General features: G+C 41.5%; 14 protein-coding genes. 7 read left to right on the forward strand and 7 right to left on the reverse strand.

Annotated elements, in window-relative coordinates; all coding sequences use genetic code 11:
• Nucleotides 1-1206, reverse strand: coding sequence for an acetyl-CoA C-acetyltransferase (locus ACU0NF_RS08675; RefSeq protein ID WP_445660833.1), 1206 nt, complete (start codon nucleotides 1204-1206; stop codon nucleotides 1-3).
• Between the two features lie 1056 nt (nucleotides 1207-2262).
• Entirely contained in the window at nucleotides 2263-3273 is a 1011-nt protein-coding gene (locus tag ACU0NF_RS08680) for an AraC family transcriptional regulator (RefSeq protein ID WP_131269321.1), read from the reverse strand.
• Nucleotides 3274-3483: 210 nt separating this feature from the next.
• Between ACU0NF_RS08680 and ACU0NF_RS08685 the strand changes: the two genes are divergently transcribed.
• The 5 genes from ACU0NF_RS08685 (at nucleotide 3484) to ACU0NF_RS08705 (ending at nucleotide 11038) form a co-directional block, all read left to right on the forward strand.
• A complete protein-coding gene (locus ACU0NF_RS08685; protein ID WP_445660875.1) occupies nucleotides 3484-4602 on the forward strand; it encodes a CaiB/BaiF CoA transferase family protein in 1119 nt (372 codons plus the stop codon).
• A 140-nt stretch (nucleotides 4603-4742) separates the two neighbouring features.
• Nucleotides 4743-6008 (forward strand): carbohydrate porin, encoded by a 1266-nt coding sequence (locus ACU0NF_RS08690; protein WP_445660834.1) that lies wholly within the window; start codon nucleotides 4743-4745, stop codon nucleotides 6006-6008.
• A gap of 169 nt (nucleotides 6009-6177) precedes the next feature.
• Complete coding sequence (locus ACU0NF_RS08695) at nucleotides 6178-8586, forward strand: glucose/quinate/shikimate family membrane-bound PQQ-dependent dehydrogenase (RefSeq protein ID WP_445660835.1); 2409 nt, start codon at nucleotides 6178-6180, stop codon at nucleotides 8584-8586.
• A 330-nt stretch (nucleotides 8587-8916) separates the two neighbouring features.
• Complete coding sequence (locus ACU0NF_RS08700) at nucleotides 8917-10560, forward strand: nitrite/sulfite reductase (protein WP_445660836.1); 1644 nt, start codon at nucleotides 8917-8919, stop codon at nucleotides 10558-10560.
• Nucleotides 10553-11038 (forward strand): DUF934 domain-containing protein, encoded by a 486-nt coding sequence (locus ACU0NF_RS08705; protein ID WP_445660837.1) that lies wholly within the window; start codon nucleotides 10553-10555, stop codon nucleotides 11036-11038. The genes ACU0NF_RS08700 and ACU0NF_RS08705 overlap by 8 nt, the downstream gene beginning before the upstream one ends.
• A 74-nt stretch (nucleotides 11039-11112) precedes the next feature.
• Here ACU0NF_RS08705 and ACU0NF_RS08710 read toward each other — a convergent pair whose 3' ends face one another.
• The 3 genes from ACU0NF_RS08710 to ACU0NF_RS08720 all read right to left on the reverse strand — a co-directional run bounded on the left by ACU0NF_RS08710 (nucleotide 11113) and on the right by ACU0NF_RS08720 (nucleotide 13591).
• Nucleotides 11113-11562: a VOC family protein gene (locus ACU0NF_RS08710; protein WP_445660838.1), complete on the reverse strand. Its 450-nt coding sequence runs from the start codon at nucleotides 11560-11562 to the stop codon at nucleotides 11113-11115.
• Nucleotides 11563-11778: 216 nt separating this feature from the next.
• Nucleotides 11779-12954, reverse strand: coding sequence for a thiolase family protein (locus tag ACU0NF_RS08715; protein WP_445660839.1), 1176 nt, complete (start codon nucleotides 12952-12954; stop codon nucleotides 11779-11781).
• 115 nt (nucleotides 12955-13069) lie between these two features.
• Nucleotides 13070-13591 carry a GspH/FimT family pseudopilin gene (locus ACU0NF_RS08720; RefSeq protein WP_445660840.1) on the reverse strand — a complete coding sequence of 174 codons (522 nt, stop codon included), beginning with the start codon at nucleotides 13589-13591 and terminating at the stop codon, nucleotides 13070-13072.
• 378 nt (nucleotides 13592-13969) lie between these two features.
• On the opposite strand from ACU0NF_RS08720, the gene omp38 reads away from it, so the two are divergent.
• Nucleotides 13970-15106: an outer membrane protein Omp38 gene (omp38, locus tag ACU0NF_RS08725; RefSeq protein ID WP_445660841.1), complete on the forward strand. Its 1137-nt coding sequence runs from the start codon at nucleotides 13970-13972 to the stop codon at nucleotides 15104-15106.
• Between the two features lie 142 nt (nucleotides 15107-15248).
• Entirely contained in the window at nucleotides 15249-16085 is an 837-nt protein-coding gene (locus ACU0NF_RS08730; protein WP_445660842.1) for an alpha/beta fold hydrolase, read from the forward strand.
• 60 nt (nucleotides 16086-16145) lie between these two features.
• Here ACU0NF_RS08730 and ACU0NF_RS08735 read toward each other — a convergent pair whose 3' ends face one another.
• Both ACU0NF_RS08735 and ACU0NF_RS08740 read right to left on the reverse strand, forming a co-directional pair.
• Nucleotides 16146-17612 (reverse strand): amino acid permease, encoded by a 1467-nt coding sequence (locus tag ACU0NF_RS08735; protein ID WP_445660843.1) that lies wholly within the window; start codon nucleotides 17610-17612, stop codon nucleotides 16146-16148.
• Nucleotides 17612-18646 carry a methyltransferase gene (locus tag ACU0NF_RS08740; RefSeq protein WP_445660844.1) on the reverse strand — a complete coding sequence of 345 codons (1035 nt, stop codon included), beginning with the start codon at nucleotides 18644-18646 and terminating at the stop codon, nucleotides 17612-17614. Before ACU0NF_RS08740 ends, ACU0NF_RS08735 begins: the two co-directional genes overlap by 1 nt.
• Nucleotides 18647-18679 lie beyond the last annotated feature (33 nt).

Consider the following 18679-nt stretch of genomic DNA (forward strand, 5'->3'; position numbering starts at 1 on the left):
TTATACCAACTCAATAATGGTTGCGATGCCCATCCCGCCACCGACACATAACGTAGCCAAACCACGTTTTTTGCCTTGACGTTCCAGTTCATCCAGCAGCGTACCTAAAATCATCGCACCGGTTGCACCGAGTGGATGACCCATGGCAATTGCACCGCCATTGACATTGACTTTCGCCGGGTCAACCTTCAGTTCGGTAATAAAGCGCATTACCACGGCAGCAAAGGCTTCATTGACTTCAAACAGGTCAATATCGTCAATCGTAAGACCGGCTTTTTCCAATGCCTTACGTGCTGCAGGGGCAGGACCGGTCAACATGATGGTTGGATCAGATCCGACCAGTGCAGTAGCCAAAACCTTGGCACGCGGTTTTAAGCTTTGCTCTTGAACCGCTTTTTCTGAGGCAATTAAAACAACAGCTGCACCATCGACAATGCCGGATGAATTTCCTGCATGGTGCACATGATTAATCTGACCGACTTCTGGATATTTTTGCAAGGCAATTGCATCGAAGCCCATTTGCCCCATCATGGCAAAACTTGGATTCAGTTTGGCTAAACCTTCTGCTGTAGTCGTCGGTTTAATAAATTCATCTTTGTCCAATATCACTACCCCAGCTTTGTCTTTGACTGGCACAATCGATTGATTGAAATAGCCGGCTGTTTGAGCTGCAGCAGCTTTCTTTTGTGAGTTTTCGGCAAAAGTATCGACATCTGCGCGACTATAACCATCAATGGTCGCAATCAGGTCAGCACCAATGCCTTGTGGAACAAAGTCGCAGGCCATATTGGTTTCAGGGTCAAGTGCCCAAGGACCACCATCTGAACCCATCGGCACACGCGACATCGATTCGACACCACCGGCCACCACAATATCTTCCCAACCGGAACGCACTTTCATGGCCGCCATATTCACGGCTTCCAGTCCGGAGGCACAGAAACGGTTAATCTGTACGCCTGCCACATCATTGTCCCAACCTGCAGCAATCGCGGCGGTTTTGGCAATGTCAGCACCTTGATCAGCAATCGGAGTGACACAGCCCAGCACAATGTCATCGACTTTAGATGTGTCGAGCTGGTGACGATCTTTCAGTTCATTGAGTAAGGTAGTGAGTAGGGTGATCGGTTTCACTTGATGCAGTGAACCGTCTTTTTTTCCTTTTCCGCGTGGTGTGCGAATGGCATCAATGATGTAGGCCTCGCTCATAGCTGTTCCTTTGTTATGACTTTTAAATTGTTATACTTTTCGAGTGTAATGATTAATTTTTGAAGTGCAATGACGAGAACGGATCAGATCAAATGAGCTTTTTTGCCAATTTTCGGCCATAAAAAAGCCCAGACATTCGAGTCTGGGCAGAGGAATTGCATCAATCTAAAAGATTAGGTCAAACGACACATAGCTTGTCATTAGCATGATAATCAAATCAGTATCTTAGTTTTTTAACGAACCATAATGACATCATAGTGCGACTCAAGCGATGTCATTATGAGTGTAAGACGACTCAAGCTGTGTCATTTTTCCATAAATGATTTTTTAGACTCAAGATCTTTAATTGGGTTCTAACAAATGTCTTTCATATAACAGCCATTATATTAAATAGGAGGGGAATATAGCCTCTAATGAACGAAAAAGTTCCAAATCCATCTAAAAATATTGCCAACGTTATTAGGAAATAAATAGCCTATAACGAAACAGGAAATTACTGTAAAAATGACAATTTTAGCTGAGCTAACCGTAAGACTTAGATATAGAGATGAATAGATTGCTAGTCCTAGACCTAAAATGATCCCACCTGCAGAGTAGTACAATGCTGTAATGAAACGTTCTAAATGATCCATTATTGCCCCAAAATTCTAATTATTTTAAAAAGATAGTACGGTGTTTTAGGAGTAAATAATAGAAGACTCAACTTCCTACTGGGAAGCCATGAAACATCCATTGTATGCCCCATAAAATAGCTATGATTAAAACGACTGAAACAATAATTTTTAAGCTCTGGATTCTAAAGCTAAAGAGCAGCATTTTCTTTATTTTTCATGTTCCACAATTGCAATTAAATATTTTAATTATTTAACTCTTTCGATAATCCTTCTGAAAATTACAACCGATTAAAATCTAGAAAATATTAATTTTTTAAAAATCGGTGTCATAAAAACCTCGCCCACTATTGAGGATTTTTTATGACAACTTATCTGTCGCGTGACGAAAAACCGCCATTCATAATGGCGGTTTTTTATGACAAACAGTGAGTCGCATGACGGATTAATGATAGCCGTGTAATTGGCGATATAGTCCCGGTGTAACTCCCGTCCATTTCTTGAATGCACGGTGGAAAGTACTGGTTTCACTGAAACCGACTTGTTGTGCTACATCTTCTAGGGTTAAGCCCGGGTTGAGTAAAAGATGAATCGCAGCATCACGGCGTAATGCATCTTTAACCCCTTGATAGCTTTTACCTTCAGCAGCCAAACGACGACGTAAAGTCTGCGGAGACAAGTACAGCATAGAGGCCACATCATTTAAGGTTGGCATTTCTTCACCAATCTGGCTCTTGAGGACTTCACGAATACGTGAGGTTAAAGAGTTGGTGTTTTTGAATTTGACCAGCAATTGAGCCGGTGCAGCTTTTAAGAATTCTTCCAGATTTTCTTCAGTTTGACGAAGCGGTAAATCCAGATAATCGGCTGCAAAGGTAATTTCGGTACGTGGTGCATCAAACTGCATCACCGGTGCGAAGAACAGTGCATCGTATTCATCGGCATGGGCAGGGCGTGGATAGCCAAAATGTACGCGCTCCAATGGAATGCGGCGTTCAATCAGCCAAGATGCCAAACCGTGCCAAATCATCAGCATACTTTCAGTAATGAAATGATCAGGATCCATACTTTTTGGAATGAGCGGAACAAGACGCGCTTCATGTTTGTCACGTTCCAGGGTTACTGACCATTCATCACCAAACAGTTTATAAAACTGTGATGAAAGCTCCAAAGCATCGCCTAGAGTTTTCGCGTGAATAATCAACTGACACATAATGGCGAAAGTGCCCAAACGCCGCGGTTGAACATCGAAGCCGACATGTTCGTCCTGGGTCACCATCCACAACATTTTAATAAAGCGTGTGTATTGTTCTGGAGAGATACGCGCTTTAGGCTGGCGTAGTAATTCTGCCTCTATGCCGACATGCGACAATAGAGTTTCGACGTCCATTCCTAGACGCTTCACGCCTGTTAGAGCCGCATTCACGAAATGGATACTAATCGTATCGCGGCTCATGTTAAATCCTTCAGTCTCTTTTGTATTCACTTGCTGTTGACCTAAATGACGCTAAAAAGTGTTTGGGTGGCAATTTACAATAGATGTTTTACCTTATTTACATCTTAAATTGCCGAAATGATCAAGGTAAATGGCTGAACATGACATTGTTTCATTGCATTTATATTTCTAAGATGGGTGAAAAATCAACATAAAGTGAGTAAAAAGAATATGGACGGTGCTTTAAAAGGATTAAGAGTTCTCGATTTTTCCACGCTTTTGCCTGGACCATTCGCCACCTTATATTTGGCTGACATGGGCGCGGAAGTCATTCATGTGGAATCGCCAACACGTCCGGATTTAATCCGTTTACTCCCGCCGTATGCCAATGGACAAGCGACCGCGCACAGCTATTTGAACCGCAATAAGCAGTCTATCGCCCTGGATTTAAAAGATCCTGAAAATATTGCCACTATTAAGCAGAAAATTTCTGAATTCGACATTGTGATTGAGCAGTTTAGACCTGGAGTCATGCAAAGGCTGGGTTTGGACTATGCAACCCTGGCCAAAATTAATCCGCGATTGATTTATTGTTCCATTACCGGTTATGGGCAAACCGGACTTTATAAAGATAAAGCCGGTCATGACATCAATTATCTGGCACTTTCTGGAATTGCAGGACATAGCGGTCGACAAGACAGTGGTCCACCACCAATGGGGATTCAAATTGCAGATGTTGCCGGAGGCTCTTTTCATGCAGTGATTGGAATTTTATCTGCGGTGATTGAACGGCAACGCAGCGGGCAGGGTCAATATATTGATATTTCAATGACCGACTGTGTGGTGACCATGAATAATATGGCCGCAGCAGCATCACTGGCCGGGAAAACTCAACAATATGCTGAAAAAGGGCATTTGAATGGCGGAACTTTTTATGATTATTACCAGACCCAAGATGGCCGCTACTTATCTGTCGGGAGTTTAGAGCCTCAGTTTATGTCTGGCTTGGCCGCGATTTTGGAACTTCCGGTACTTCTAGAAAAAAGCGCTTCTTTCGATGAGGCAGACCGGCAACTGGTTAAGCAGACCATTCAGGACAAAATAAGATCTAAAGCTTTTGCTGAATGGCAGGCAATTTTTGCAGCGCACGACGTTTGCGTTGAACCGGTCATGCATTTGGATGAGGCGCTTGATTCGGAACTTGCGCAGCAACGACAATGGACAGTCGAGGTGCCTTTAGATACAAATTCAGAACAGACAGAGCAACAGTTAAGCTGTCCAATTAAGTTTTCCCGGTCAAAAAATGTCTATAACTTCGCTGGACAGCGACTTGGAGAAGGAAAGTGGTGATCATTTTTTCTTCTTTTTTATCAAGTGGTTAAAAATATTTAATTGACGGGATAAAAGATTGTGAAGAAAAAATTGACCAATTTCACAAAAAATAGGCGTAATATATACAAAATACATATAAATATATCATGGTTTCTTATATGCACTTTTCTCCTAAAGCTCAGGCAGTTTCTGTTGCATTAACTGCCTTTTTATCTAGTGTTTCTGCAGCACATGCAAATGATGCATTTGATGCAGAAAGCCCGTGGATGCTCGGTGACTGGAATGGCCAGCGTACTGCATTGCAAAATCAAGGCTATGATTTTAGCTTCGGTTATACCGGTGAAATGGCCACTTTGCTCGATGCAAAATATGCCTCAAGTCACGGAACTGAATACGCAGACCAATTTGCAATTGGTGCGCACTTAGACTTAGAAAAGATTGCTGGCTGGAAAGATACTGAAGCTCAAATTACCGTAACTGAACGAAATGGCCGTAATCTTTCAAATACTTCTGATGCTTTAAATGGTCAATCTACTGGTGTGGGAAATGGTCATTTAAGTTCTGCACAAGAAGTGTGGGGCCGTGGTCAGACTTGGCGTTTAACTGATTTCTGGATCAAGAAAAAATTCTTGGAGCAGAAATTAGATGTCAAAGTCGGTCGTTTTGGTGAAGGTGAAGACTTCAATAGCTTTGACTGTGATTTCCAGAACCTGGCGCTTTGTGGTTCGCAAGTCGGTAACTGGGTGGGCGATCAATGGTACAACTGGCCTGTAAGCCAATGGGCTGCACGTGTGAAATATAACGTCACTCCAGAAGTTTATGCTCAAGTCGGCGTATATGAATACAACCCTGAGAATTTAAAACGCGGTAAAGGCTTTAACTTAAGCACAGATGGTTCAAAAGGCGCGATCATTCCTGCAGAAGTGGTTTGGACACCGAAAATCGGTACTGAAAAACTTCCAGGTGAATACCGTGCCGGTTATTACTACAGCACTGCTGATGCAGATGTAATTAGTAATAAGGATCAAAAAGATCATCATCAAGGCGGTTGGGTTGTTGCGAAGCAACAATTGATTGCCCATAAAGGTGACGCTTCTCGTGGTTTAACCGGTTTTGTGAATTTAACGGTTCATGATTCTGAAACCAACAATGTGAGCGATATGCAAAACATGGGTCTTGTTTATAAAGGCGCGATGGATTCTCGTCCTAAAGACGAAATTGCAGTCGGTGTTGCACGTATCAACATGAACGATGATCTGAATGATCAACGTAGTGAAGAAATTGATGCAGAAATTTACTACGGTTTACATGCAACCAACTGGTTAACGATCCGTCCAAACGTTCAATATATTCGTCATGTCGGCGCGTATAAGAACGGCGAAAATGCGTGGGTTGGCGGAATCAAGTTCCAAACTGCATTCTAAGGTTCATACAGCGTCTTAAAAAATTGAGAGGTCATCACCAACTGTGATTACCTCTAATTTTTTTTAAAAAGGCTTGTTTTTGTAACTGATGTACATACGGTTAATCAAAAGGGTTATGAAGAATCTTTTTGATTAACCATACTAAAAATCAAAGATTAAGGTGGTTAATATGAGTAATCCATCTACAGGAACAGGAATGCGTACATTTAGCGTCATTATTTTGGCGATATTTGCGTTAATCCTGCTGATAGGCGGTATCTGGCTAGTTGTGCTAGGCGGGTCAATTTATTACATCGTTGCCGGTTTATTATTATTGGTAACAGCGGTTCTTCTTAAGAAATCGAATTCGAAAGCATTTTTGGTCTATGCCGCATTAATGCTGGGTACGGTCATTTGGGGTGTTTGGGAAGCAGGTACTGACTTCTGGGCACTTGCACCACGTTTCGATATCTTGGGCTTACTGGGTTTGTGGTTGTTGATTCCTGCGGTTTCTCGCGGGATCAGTGATGCTAAAACAGGTAAGATTGCATTGTCTGGTACTTTGATCATTGCCATTGTTGTGATGATCTATTCAATTTTTAATGATCCGCAAGAAATTCATGGTGAAATTAAAACTGAACAGCCTAAACAAGCGCAAGCCACTACTGGTGTAGCACCTGAAGATTGGCCAGCTTATGGTCGTACTCAGGCGGGTGTGCGTTATTCTCCTCTAAATCAAATTAACAGCGACAACGTTAAAGATTTAGAAGTTGCTTGGACCTTCCGTACCGGCGAAATGAAAACTGAGAATGACTCGGGCGAAACCACCAATCAGGTGACTCCAATTAAAATTGGCAACAACATGTTTATGTGTACCACACATCAACGTCTGATTGCGCTTGATCCTGCTACGGGTAAGGAAAAATGGAGCTTCGATCCGAAGTTAAAAGCGGATAACACCTTCCAGCATTTAACCTGTCGTGGTGTATCTTATTTTGATGCAAGCAACACTGTTCAATTTGCAAAAAGTTTAGAAAGCAAAAAATCAAGCTCTGCACTTTGTCCACGTAAAGTCATTCTTCCTGTGAATGATGGCCGTCTTGTGGCAATCAATGCAGACAATGGTCAACGTTGTACCGACTTTGGTAAAAATGGTGAAGTTGATCTTCAAAAAGACATGCCATTCCCATATCCAGGCGGTTATGTACCGACTTCACCTCCAGTTATTACTGGTACGACTATCATCATTGGCGGTTCAACCACTGATAACTACTCAACAGAAGAACCTTCTGGCGTAATTCGTGGTTATGACGTAAATACCGGTGAACTTCTTTGGGTATTTGATACCGGCGCAGAAGATCCAAATCTTATCCCGGCTCCTGGTCAAAAATATGTTCAAAACTCACCGAATGCCTGGGCACCTTTGGCTTACGATGAAAAATTAGACATCGTTTATGTGCCAACCGGTGTGGGTACTCCGGACATCTGGGGTGGTAACCGTACCGAGCTTGATGAGCGTTATGCAAACTCAATGCTTGCGATCAACGCCTCAACAGGTAAGTTGATCTGGAACTTCCAAACCACACATCACGATTTGTGGGATATGGACGTACCATCACAACCTTCTTTGGCTGACATTAAAGACAAATCAGGCAATATTGTTCCTGCAATTTATGTGTTGACCAAAACAGGTAATGCCTTTGTTTTAGACCGTCGTACTGGTGAAGCAATCGTTCCGATTGAAGAACGTGCTGTGCCACAAACTGTAAAACGTGGTCCACAAACCAAAGGTGAGCGTTATTCAGCAACTCAACCGTTCTCCGATTTTGATCTTGCACCACAAGATAAATTGACGGATAAACAAATGTGGGGCGCAACCATGTTTGACCAGTTGATGTGCCGTGTTTACTTCAAATCATTGAACTATGATGGCATTTATACACCGCCTTCTGAAAACGGTACTTTGGTGTTCCCGGGTAACTTGGGTGTGTTTGAATGGGGCGGCATGTCTGTCAACCAGGACCGTCAAGTTGCCTTGATGAATCCAATTGGCTTGCCATTTGTAACCAAACTGATTCCTGCAGACCCGAACCGTAAACAAACGGCTAAAGGTGCAGGTACTGAGGCTGGTGTTCAGCCGATGTACGGCGTGCCTTATGGTGTAGAAATTAAAGCGTTCCTGTCACCACTTGGCTTACCTTGTAAACAGCCAGCGTGGGGCTTTGTAGCGGGTGTTGATCTAAATACACATGACGTGGTTTGGAAAAAACGTATCGGTACAATCCGCGACAGCTTACCGAACCTGTTCCAGTTGCCAGCACTTAAAATTGGTGTTCCTGGTTTAGGTGGTTCAATTTCTACAGCAGGTAACGTGATGTTCGTTGCTGGTACTCAGGATAACTATATCCGTGCCTTCAATGTGACCAATGGTGACCAATTGTGGGAAGGCCGTTTACCAGCAGGTGGACAGGCGACTCCAATGACCTATGAAATTAACGGTAAACAATACATTGTGATTATGGCCGGTGGTCATGGTTCATTTGGTACTAAAATGGGTGACTATTTAGTAGCCTATGCTTTACCTGATCAAAAGAAATAATCATTAAAATTAAAAAAGCCTGATTCGTCAGGCTTTTTTATTGAGTCAATTTAATCATTTTTAAAATTTAATTTTTTCATCTAAAAATAGATCTCTTTAATCGTGGAAGTTTTCAGATTTATTCTTTATATGAAAAATAATGATAAACAAGTGAAAACAACATCAAATCTAATTAAAAGCAGCAGGATTTGGCTGTAACTGGCTATATCAGTGAAATCCAGACATGCTTATCAATAAAACCGCTATTAAATATGTAAAAAACGCATTTTGTTGATAGTTTAAATCTCGTTATGCTGTCAGCCGTTATAATGAACCTACTAGCTGTACGCCATGTATTTATATACTGATTTCGATCAGCAACTGATCAATGAACGTGTTGCACAGTTCCGTGACCAAACGGAACGTTATTTAGCGGGTAAATTGACGGAAGATGAATACCGTCCGCTACGTCTCCAAAACGGTTTATACGTGCAACGCTATGCGCCAATGTTACGTATTGCTGTGCCTTATGGTCTGATGAACTCGAACCAGCTTCGTAAAATTTCGGATTTGGCTAAAGAATATGACCGTGGTTATGCACATGTATCAACACGTCAAAATATTCAGTTTAACTGGCCTGCACTAGAAAATGTGCCTGACATGTTGGCAGAGCTTGCAACTGTACAAATGCATGCCATTCAAACATCGGGTAACTGTATTCGTAATACTACAACTGACCAGTATGCAGGTGTGGTTGCTGGTGAAATTGCTGACCCGCGTCCAACCTGTGAATTGATTCGTCAATGGTCAACCTTCCACCCGGAATTTGCTTTCCTGCCGCGTAAATTTAAAATTGCGGTATCTGCTCTGGCTGAAACAGACCGTGCAGCAGTTTCATTCCATGATATCGGTGTGTATATCGTGAAAAATGAAGCAGGCGAGATCGGCTATAAAATTAAAGTCGGTGGCGGCTTGGGCCGTACTCCAGTGATTGGCAGTTTTATTCGTGAGTTCTTGCCACGTGAAGATTTAATTGCTTATTTAGAAGCAGTTTTACGTGTGTACAACTTGCACGGACGCCGTGACAACAAATATAAAGCACGTATCAAAATTTTGGTGAAAGCTTTAACGCCTGCAGTATTTGCTGAAAAAGTTGAAGCTGAATTTGCCCATACTATTCAGACTTTGAAAATTCAGCCTGAAATCTTGAAAAAACTGGATGAAGAATTCACGCCATTTAATTATCAAGATTATGCAGATGAAGATTTCTCTGAACAGTTTGCTGCACATCCTAAATTCAAGCAATGGTTCAACATCAACACCAATGCACATAAAGTGAAAGGTTATCGTATTGTGACGATTTCACTGAAACGTGCCGGTATTGCTCCAGGTGATATGACTGTTGAAGAAATGAATTTGATTGCAGATCTTGCAGACAAATATACCTTTGGTGAACTTCGTACCACACACGAACAGAATATTTCATTGGTTGATGTGCCGCAAAAAGACCTGTTCGAATTGTGGACCATTCTTGAAAAGAACAACCTGGCACGTGCACATATTGGTTTCTTGACCGACATCATTTGCTGCCCAGGCGGTGATTTCTGCTCGCTCGCAAATGCGAAATCGATTCCAATTTCTGAAGCTATCTCTCGCCGTTTTGATGACCTGGATACCGTATATAACCTCGGTCACATCGACTTGAACATATCAGGTTGTATGAATGCCTGCGGTCATCACCATGTCGGTAATATTGGTATTTTAGGTGTCGATAAAAAAGGCGCTGAATTCTACCAAATCACGCTTGGTGGTAATGCCGATCATGATGCTTCAATCGGTGACATCTTAGGGCCATCATTTGCAGCAGACCGTGTACCGGATGTGATCGAAGAAATCCTGAATACTTATCTTGATTTGCGTGCTGACGGTGAAGAATTTATCGAAACCTACCGTCGTGTTGGCATTCAACCATTCAAGGAGCGTGCATATGCTTAATACCGCACTACAAGTGCTCTCTAAAGATGGCACGATTACGGACAATACCTATCAATTGATGGGTGAAGATGGCGTATTACCACAAGGTGACGTGGTTTTAACGGTTGAACAGTTAGATCAAATTGCCAATGTTTCAGGTAAAAAAGCGCTTTACATCACTGTAGATGCGTCTCCTGAAGTGAATGAATTTCCGCTGGATCAGCTTGATGCAATCTTTATCGAGTTTGCAGGCTTTAACGATGGCCGTGGCTATTCATTTGCAGCGCTTTTACGCCGCCAAGGTTATCAGGGTGAGCTTCGAGCGATTGGCGATATCTTTAAAGATGTACTGAACTATTTAAAACGTTCAGGCTTCGATACTTTCGTGATTAAAGAAGGTAAAGATATTGAGGAAGCTGCTGCGGGTTTAAATGATTTTAAAAATCCGTACCAAGCATCGACTGCTGTTGCGCAGGCACGTTATCAAACAGGTGCTTAATTCAATTAAGTTGCTGTGATAAAAAGCCGGATTAATTCCGGCTTTTTATGTGGGGGATTTAGAGCAATTTAATATCACATTGCTTCTAGTTGACAATTCACCATCCATTTAATGCCAAACTGATCAGTAAAAGCCCCATACAGCGCACCCCAGAATGTCTTCTCTAAAGCCATGTCAATTTGACCATTCACAGATAAAGCATCAAACAGGCGTTTGGCTTCTGCTTGCTCATGGGCATTCAGATTAATTGAAATATAGTGATTATTACCTTTGGTGAAAACGGTATTGGTTTGTGCACAGAACTGATCATTGGTGTCAGATCCCATCAATTCTGTAAAGGCATCAATTGGCAATGATACATGCAGAATAAGATTCTTGTCTGCCTCAGAAAGAGTTACACCTTCTTCAGGCGGCATTTCACCATAACGGGTAAGATTTGAAAACTCGCCTCCAAAAACTGACTTGTAAAAGTTAAAGGCAGCTTCAGTTTCGCCTTGGAAATTCAGATAATGGTTAAGTTGCATGATAGGCCTTTGTTGTTGTTTTGATGGTTCTAATCTAGCAGGCTGAAGCTTAAATTTTGATGATGAAAATATAAAAAAGTGTAAGCGTAAAAAATCCCTCAAAAGAGGGATTTTATGTCCTCTCTCCCTATGGGAGAGAGTTAGAGAGAGGGATAGGAAAGTAATAACTCCCTCTCTTACATAGCAATGCTGCTCACCTTTAGAAAGGGAGACTTGTTATAGAAGCTCAATCGCCACAGCAGTTGCTTCACCACCACCGATACACAGTGCAGCAATCCCTTTTTTACCGCCAGTACGTTTAAGGGCATGAATCAAGGTTAAAATAATACGTGAACCGGTTGAACCTACTGGATGGCCAAGTGCACATGCACCACCATGAATGTTAACTTTTGCTGGATCAAGCTTGAAATCATCCATAGGGCACATGGTCACCATGGCAAATGCTTCATTGATTTCCCAAAGGTCAACATCAGAAGCATCCCAACCACTTTTGTCGAGTACTTTTTGAATTGCACCAACCGGTGCAATGGTAAATTCAGAAGGGTGCTGTGAATTTGATGCATACGCGACAATTTTTGCCAAAGGTTTTAAACCTTTTGCAGAGGCATTGTCTGCTGAAGTAAGTACAAGGGCAGAAGCACCATCTGAAATTGAGCTGGCATTAGCTGCAGTAATGGTACCGTCTTTAGCAAAAGCAGGACGAAGTGTAGGGATTTTTGCAATGTTGGCATTAAATGGCTGCTCATCTTTATCGACCACTACATTACCTTTACGTGTAGAAATCGTCACAGCAACAATTTCATCAGCGAAGTAGCCTTCATTGACTGCAGTTTGAGCACGTTCCAAGGAGCGAATGGCAAAGTCATCCATTTGTTCACGGGTATAGCCACGGGTATTCGCCATATCCTGAGCAAAAGAACCCATCAAACGGCCTGTTTCAGCATCTTCAAGACCATCGAGGAACATGTGATCTTTCACATCACCATGCCCCATGCGGTAACCTGCACGTGCTTTGGTCAATACATAAGGTGCATTGCTCATTGATTCCATACCGCCTGCAAGCACAATTTCAGCAGAGCCTGCTTTAATCATATCGGCAGCTTGCATGACGGCTTTCATACCTGAACCACACAGTTTGTTGATGGTAACTGCACCTGTTGAATCAGGCAGTCCGGCTTGACGCATTGCTTGACGCGCAGGGCCTTGTTTTAAACCGGCAGGCAGCACGCAGCCCATAATGACTTCTTCGACATCAGCTGGTTGTAATCCTGCACGAGCAATGGCTTCTTTGATTGAAGCTGCACCAAGTTCAGGTGCTGTTACACCCGCTAAGCTACCTTGAAAACCGCCCATAGCCGTACGCGCACCATTTACAATTACGATGTCTGTCATTTTTTGTCTCTCCGAGATTTACTTTTTAGTGGATTGTTTTCCAAACATAAGCAGTATATTGAAAAATGAGCAGGAATAAAGACTGTTTGTCCTACAGCTTTAGACTGACAAGTTTTTAGCAAGTAAGCGGATTTTCAATACGGGTATGTCCCATACGGCTCAATAAAATTTTATAGTGAGTTTGTTGATAAGTAGAACAATAATAAAAACTGCCATTTGATCCATTCGGAAGTCCATTTGAGGCCTGAAAAGTTAAGCTTGGAATACTTAAAGTACCTCTCCAATCCAAATTTCCATATTTCAGCTCAGTTGATTCTGTATCGATAATTTTTTCCTCAGTGTCCACTTGTCTGTTTTTATTGACATCTAAAAAGACAATAAAACCTGAATTCCAATAGCTCGCTTGGCAATTGACTTTATTTTGGCTAGGACAAATAACGACATTGGTGTGGTGTATAGCGGCATGCGATTTCGCCAACTGAATACTTGAAATAAGTTTATGAGTAATATTTTTGATTTCTTGTTTAGCCATTGTTTCATGAAAATAAGGCAAGGCTATGCTAGTCATAATCGCTAAAACAGCGAGCGTAACGATGAGTTCAACGAGGGTAAAACCCTTCTTTTGTATAGAAATCATTAAATTAACCTTATAATATGTTTTTTTTTAGTTGTTTGTGTTATTAATGTTTTGTTTTTAATAGTTTTTTTTGCGAGTAAGATTTATTACTCAACTTTTAAGAAAGCTGTTAAAATAATTGGCAAGTGACAATAAGCTATTCACAAGAATAAATTGAGTAAAAAATTACCGAATTACAACGGAAATTGTAAGTAATTTTGTCAATAATTTACTTGATTAAAATTATCAAGCACTTGGAAAAGAAATAAAGTGTTTGTATGATTCAAAGTGAATGGCTTAAAAATAAAACTGGGGTATTAGAAAGCCCATCTCAGAATAGCCCAAATTTAGGCTTGAGCTTGAACTTGAAAACAATTGTTATCTCTGGAGGATAATTTCATGAAAATGAGTCGTATTGCATTAGCAATGCTCGTTGCTGCACCTTTGGCTGCTGCTAACGCTGGCGTAACTATTACACCATTAATGCTAGGTTATACTTGGCAAGATACTAAACACAACAATGGTCAATCTCAGTTGTTATCTTCTAAACTTGGTCAAGGCGAAATGCAAGACGACTTGTTCGTTGGTGCTGCACTTGGTCTTGAATTAACTCCATGGTTAGGTTTTGAAGCTGAATATAATCAAGTTAAGGGTGATGTTAACAAATCACTTAACGCGATTGAAGTACCAGCAGGTTCTACAAAACAAGCACTTAGTCAAGTAGAGTCTGGTGCTGAATACAAACAAACTCAAATCAATGGTAACTTCTATGTTACCTCTGACTTGATTACTAAAGATTACGACAGCAAATTCAAACCATATGTATTAGCGGGTGCAGGTCACTACAAATACAAATTTGATGGCGTAGGTCGCGAAGGCGCTACTCGTGATCGCGGTAACACGGAAGAAGGTACTTTAGCAAATGCGGGTATCGGTGCATTCTATCGTTTAAATGATGCTTTATCTTTACGTGCTGAAGGTCGTGGTACTTATAACTTCGATGAACAATTCTGGAACTACACAGCTTTAGCTGGTCTTAATGTTGTTCTTGGTGGTCACTTGAAACCAGCTGCTCCTGTAGTTGAGGTTGCACCAGTTGAACCTGTAGCTCCAGTTCAACCAGCTCCACAAGAGTTGACTGAAGACCTTAACATGGAACTTCGTGTGTTCTTTGATACAAACAAATCAAACATCAAAGATCAATACAAACCAGAAATTGCTAAAGTTGCTGAGAAGTTAGTTGAATATCCAAACGCTACTGCTCGCATCGAAGGCCATACAGATAACACTGGTCCACGTGCATTGAACGAACGTTTATCATTGGCTCGTGCTAACTCTGTTAAATCTTCACTTGTAAATGAATACAATGTAGATCCAGCTCGTTTGGCTACTCAAGGTTTCGCTTGGGATCAACCGATTGCTGACAACAACACTAAAGAAGGCCGTGCTATGAACCGTCGTGTATTCGCGACTATTTCTGGTAGCCGTACAGTTGTTGCAGAACCTACTCAAGAACAAGCTCCAGCAGCTCAATAATCTGTTATTGAACTGATTTAAAAAAGCAGCCTTAGGGCTGCTTTTTTTATATCTGCTACATAAGCATAACTTGTTTAATACACTGTTTTATTTTTATCTTGTTCTAATAAATACCCCTATACAATAAAAAGAGGGTAAAACAATGAGCCAGATGTTAACGACTAAAGATGGTACCTCAATTTATTATAAAGATTGGGGAGAAGGTGCTGTAGTTGTCTTTTTACATGGATGGCCTTTATCGAGTGATGCTTTTGAAGACCAGATGTTATTTTTAGCTGAGCATGGCTATCGAGTCATTGCATTTGACCGGCGTGGTCATGGAAGGTCAAGTCAGCCGTGGGCTGGACATACTATTGATCAATATGCAGAAGATTTACATCAATTGGTTGAACATTTAAATTTGGATTATTTTGCTTTAGTCGGGCATTCTACGGGGGGCGCAGTAGTCACACGCTATACTGCAAAATATGGACAGCAGAAGGTCACTAAACTTGCCTTGATTGCTGCTGTGACGCCGTTAATGATTAAACAAGATGACTATCCAGACGGTGTTGATCCGGAAGTCTTTGATGAAATGCGTGCAAATTTATTGGATAACAGAGCTGATTTTTATCTGGATTTTGCCAAGAAATTTTATGGTTACGACAAATTGCTCAATAAAACCTCTGAAGGTGTGATGCAAAATTTCTGGCGTATCGCGATGCAAGGTTCAATCAAAGCACATTACGATAGTATTGAGGCTTTTTCAGAAACCGATTTACGCGAAGATTTAAAACAGGTCAATGTGCCGACTTTGGTGCTTTATGGAACTGCAGATGACATTGTACCCCCAGAAGTTTGTAGTCAGCAGGCACTAAAGCTTTTAAAACAGGGTGTAGAAGAGCAAATTAAAGGGGCACCGCATGGTTTGTGTACCACCCATAAAAATGAAGTCAGTTTTGCGTTAAAACAATTTTTGGCAAATGACTCACTATTATAGAAATAAAAATATAGAAATAAAAAAACAGCCAGAAGGCTGTTTTTTTATTGAAGTAGGAAATTAATCACGTTCTACATTTACAGGTTGAACATCCATTTCTTTATATGGAATCAGCTTGGTTTTATGTTTCCATTTATAACCTAGCCAGATCGCAAGAAATAGCGGAATACTGATATAAGTTGAAAGTAAACCTAACCAGTCAATTTTCCCACCAATCACTGCTTCATAGTTCTGACCTAGAATAATGATCGAGCAGAGAATGAAGGCAAACCATGGTGCGAACGGGAAGAACTTGGCTGTATAAGCTAAATCTTCGAGTTTATAGCCTTGTGCTAAATAGCCTTTACGGAAACGATAATGTGAAATGGCAATGCCTAACCAGACAATAAAACCACACATTCCTGACATATTCAGCAGCCAGTTAAATACTTCTTGTTCGCCAATAAATGTGGTTAAGAAACACAGCGCAGCAATTGCAGTGGTGGCATAAAGCGCATTCATCGGTACGCCACGAGGGTCAAGCTTAGCAAACCATTTGGGTGCGCGTCCTTGACGTGCCATATCGAAAAGCATACGGGTAGATGAATACATGCCAGAATTACCTGCAGACAATATTGCAGTCAAAATCACCGCATTCATCAAACCGGCAGCAAAAGCAAAACCTGCTTTTTCATACAGTAATGTAAAGGGCGAAAGAGTAATGTTGTCGCTTGCAGCCGCTTGTAAAAGACGAGGATCATCATAGGCAACTAATGTACCGATGATAAAAATACACACGACATAGAACAATAAAATACGCCAGAAAATTTGTTTAATGGCAACAGGGATGGTCTTTTTCGGATCTTTAGATTCACCCGCGGCAACTCCGACCATCTCGGTTCCCTGAAACGAGAAACCGGCAATCATCGCCACACCAATCATCGCTTGTAAGCCGCCCACAAAAGGTGCATCACCTTTGGTCCAGTTGGAGAAGGTCATCATATTGGGTGTCAGCATGATTTTCGCAATCATGGCTATACCAATAATGATAAAGACAATAATTGCAATCACTTTGACCAGAGAGAATAAAAATTCAGTTTCACCAAAGCCTTTAACCGTTAATGCATTAATAGCAAAAATAATGGCAAGGAAAATGGCACTCCAGTAGAAACCTGGAATATCAGGGAACCAAAATTTCATAATGAACTGTACCGCAACCAGTTCAAAAGCAACGGTAATGGCCCAGTTATACCAATAGTTCCAGCCTAAAGCGAAACCAAAGCCACCTTCCACATATTTAGTCCCATAGGTGAAAAATGCACCTGAAGTGGGGTTATGCGTGGCCAGTTCGCCCAAACTGGTCATTAAGAAATAAATCATTAAACCAATCAGGGCATAAGCCAGTAATGCACCACCGGGACCTGCATTGGCAATGGTTGCACCAGAAGCCAGGAATAAACCTGTACCGATGGAACCACCAATGGCGATCATGTTGAGATGGCGAGCACCAAGCTTACGCTGTAGGTGTGGTTGATCAGTTTCGCTCATCATTGTTCCTTAACATTTTTTTGAGTCTTGGCGAACAGCACTTTAAAGCCTTGTTGATCTGCTTTAGTCGTGCATTGACCAAAATTCTGTTCAATTAATAATGGATAATTCAAAAAGCGGTTTGCCACAATCCATAATTCGCCGCCCGATTTTAAATGACGACGTGACATTTTACATAAACTTTCACTGGCGTTGTAATCGGTCTGGATGCCCTGATGGAAAGGAGGATTGCTGACGATGGCATGCAAGAATAGCGGCGCATCTTCAATTCCGGTCACTGCAGTAATTTCAAGTTGCTCTGGTGAAAGACCATTTTTTTCAAAGGTCATTCGGGTAGAAGCCAAAGCAAATGCATCAACATCCATCGCAAAAATTCGATTTTTCGGATTCAGTTTGGCTAAATAAGCACTGATTACACCTGCACCACAACCAAAGTCGGCAATTTTACCTGAAGTTACTTGCGATAAAAAAGGCAAGAGTACAGCTGTGCCCACGTCTAAACGGTTTTGGCTAAATACACCCGGAAGGGCGCAGATGGTTAAATCGCCATTTGGCGTCGCTACTGTATATTGCTGTGCCCAATCTGCCAAGGTTTTCGCAGTCACTGTAGAGTCAATAGTGACTTGCCACATTTGACAATGGCGTGCGCTGTCGAGTTTTAGTGCTTTACCATAAGGCTGTAATTGCTTGGCTGCACGCTCAACGCCGGCTTTCTTTTCACCGACCAGGAAGATAGAAGCGCCTAGACCTAAACGGCTGACGACATTATGCAGAAGGTAATTTAATAATTCTTTTGACTTGGGTACAAAAATGATCGCTTGATCAAAACTGCCTTCAGGAAGGTCAACACCAAAATGCACATTGGCTTGTTGTGACTGAAAATATTGAAATTCATTATTATTCCATGTCCATAAACATGGAGTGATGTCTTTTTCTAAATTGGAAAGTAAGTCATCCGTTGGTGCATTAACCAGCAATACACGTCCAGAAAGATATTCATGCTGTCGAATGACAACTTCACTTCTTGGATCCATTTTTTATCTCGCCATTGAAAAACTCTGCCCAGA

The sequence above is a fragment of the Acinetobacter sp. F16 genome (assembly GCF_052712855.1).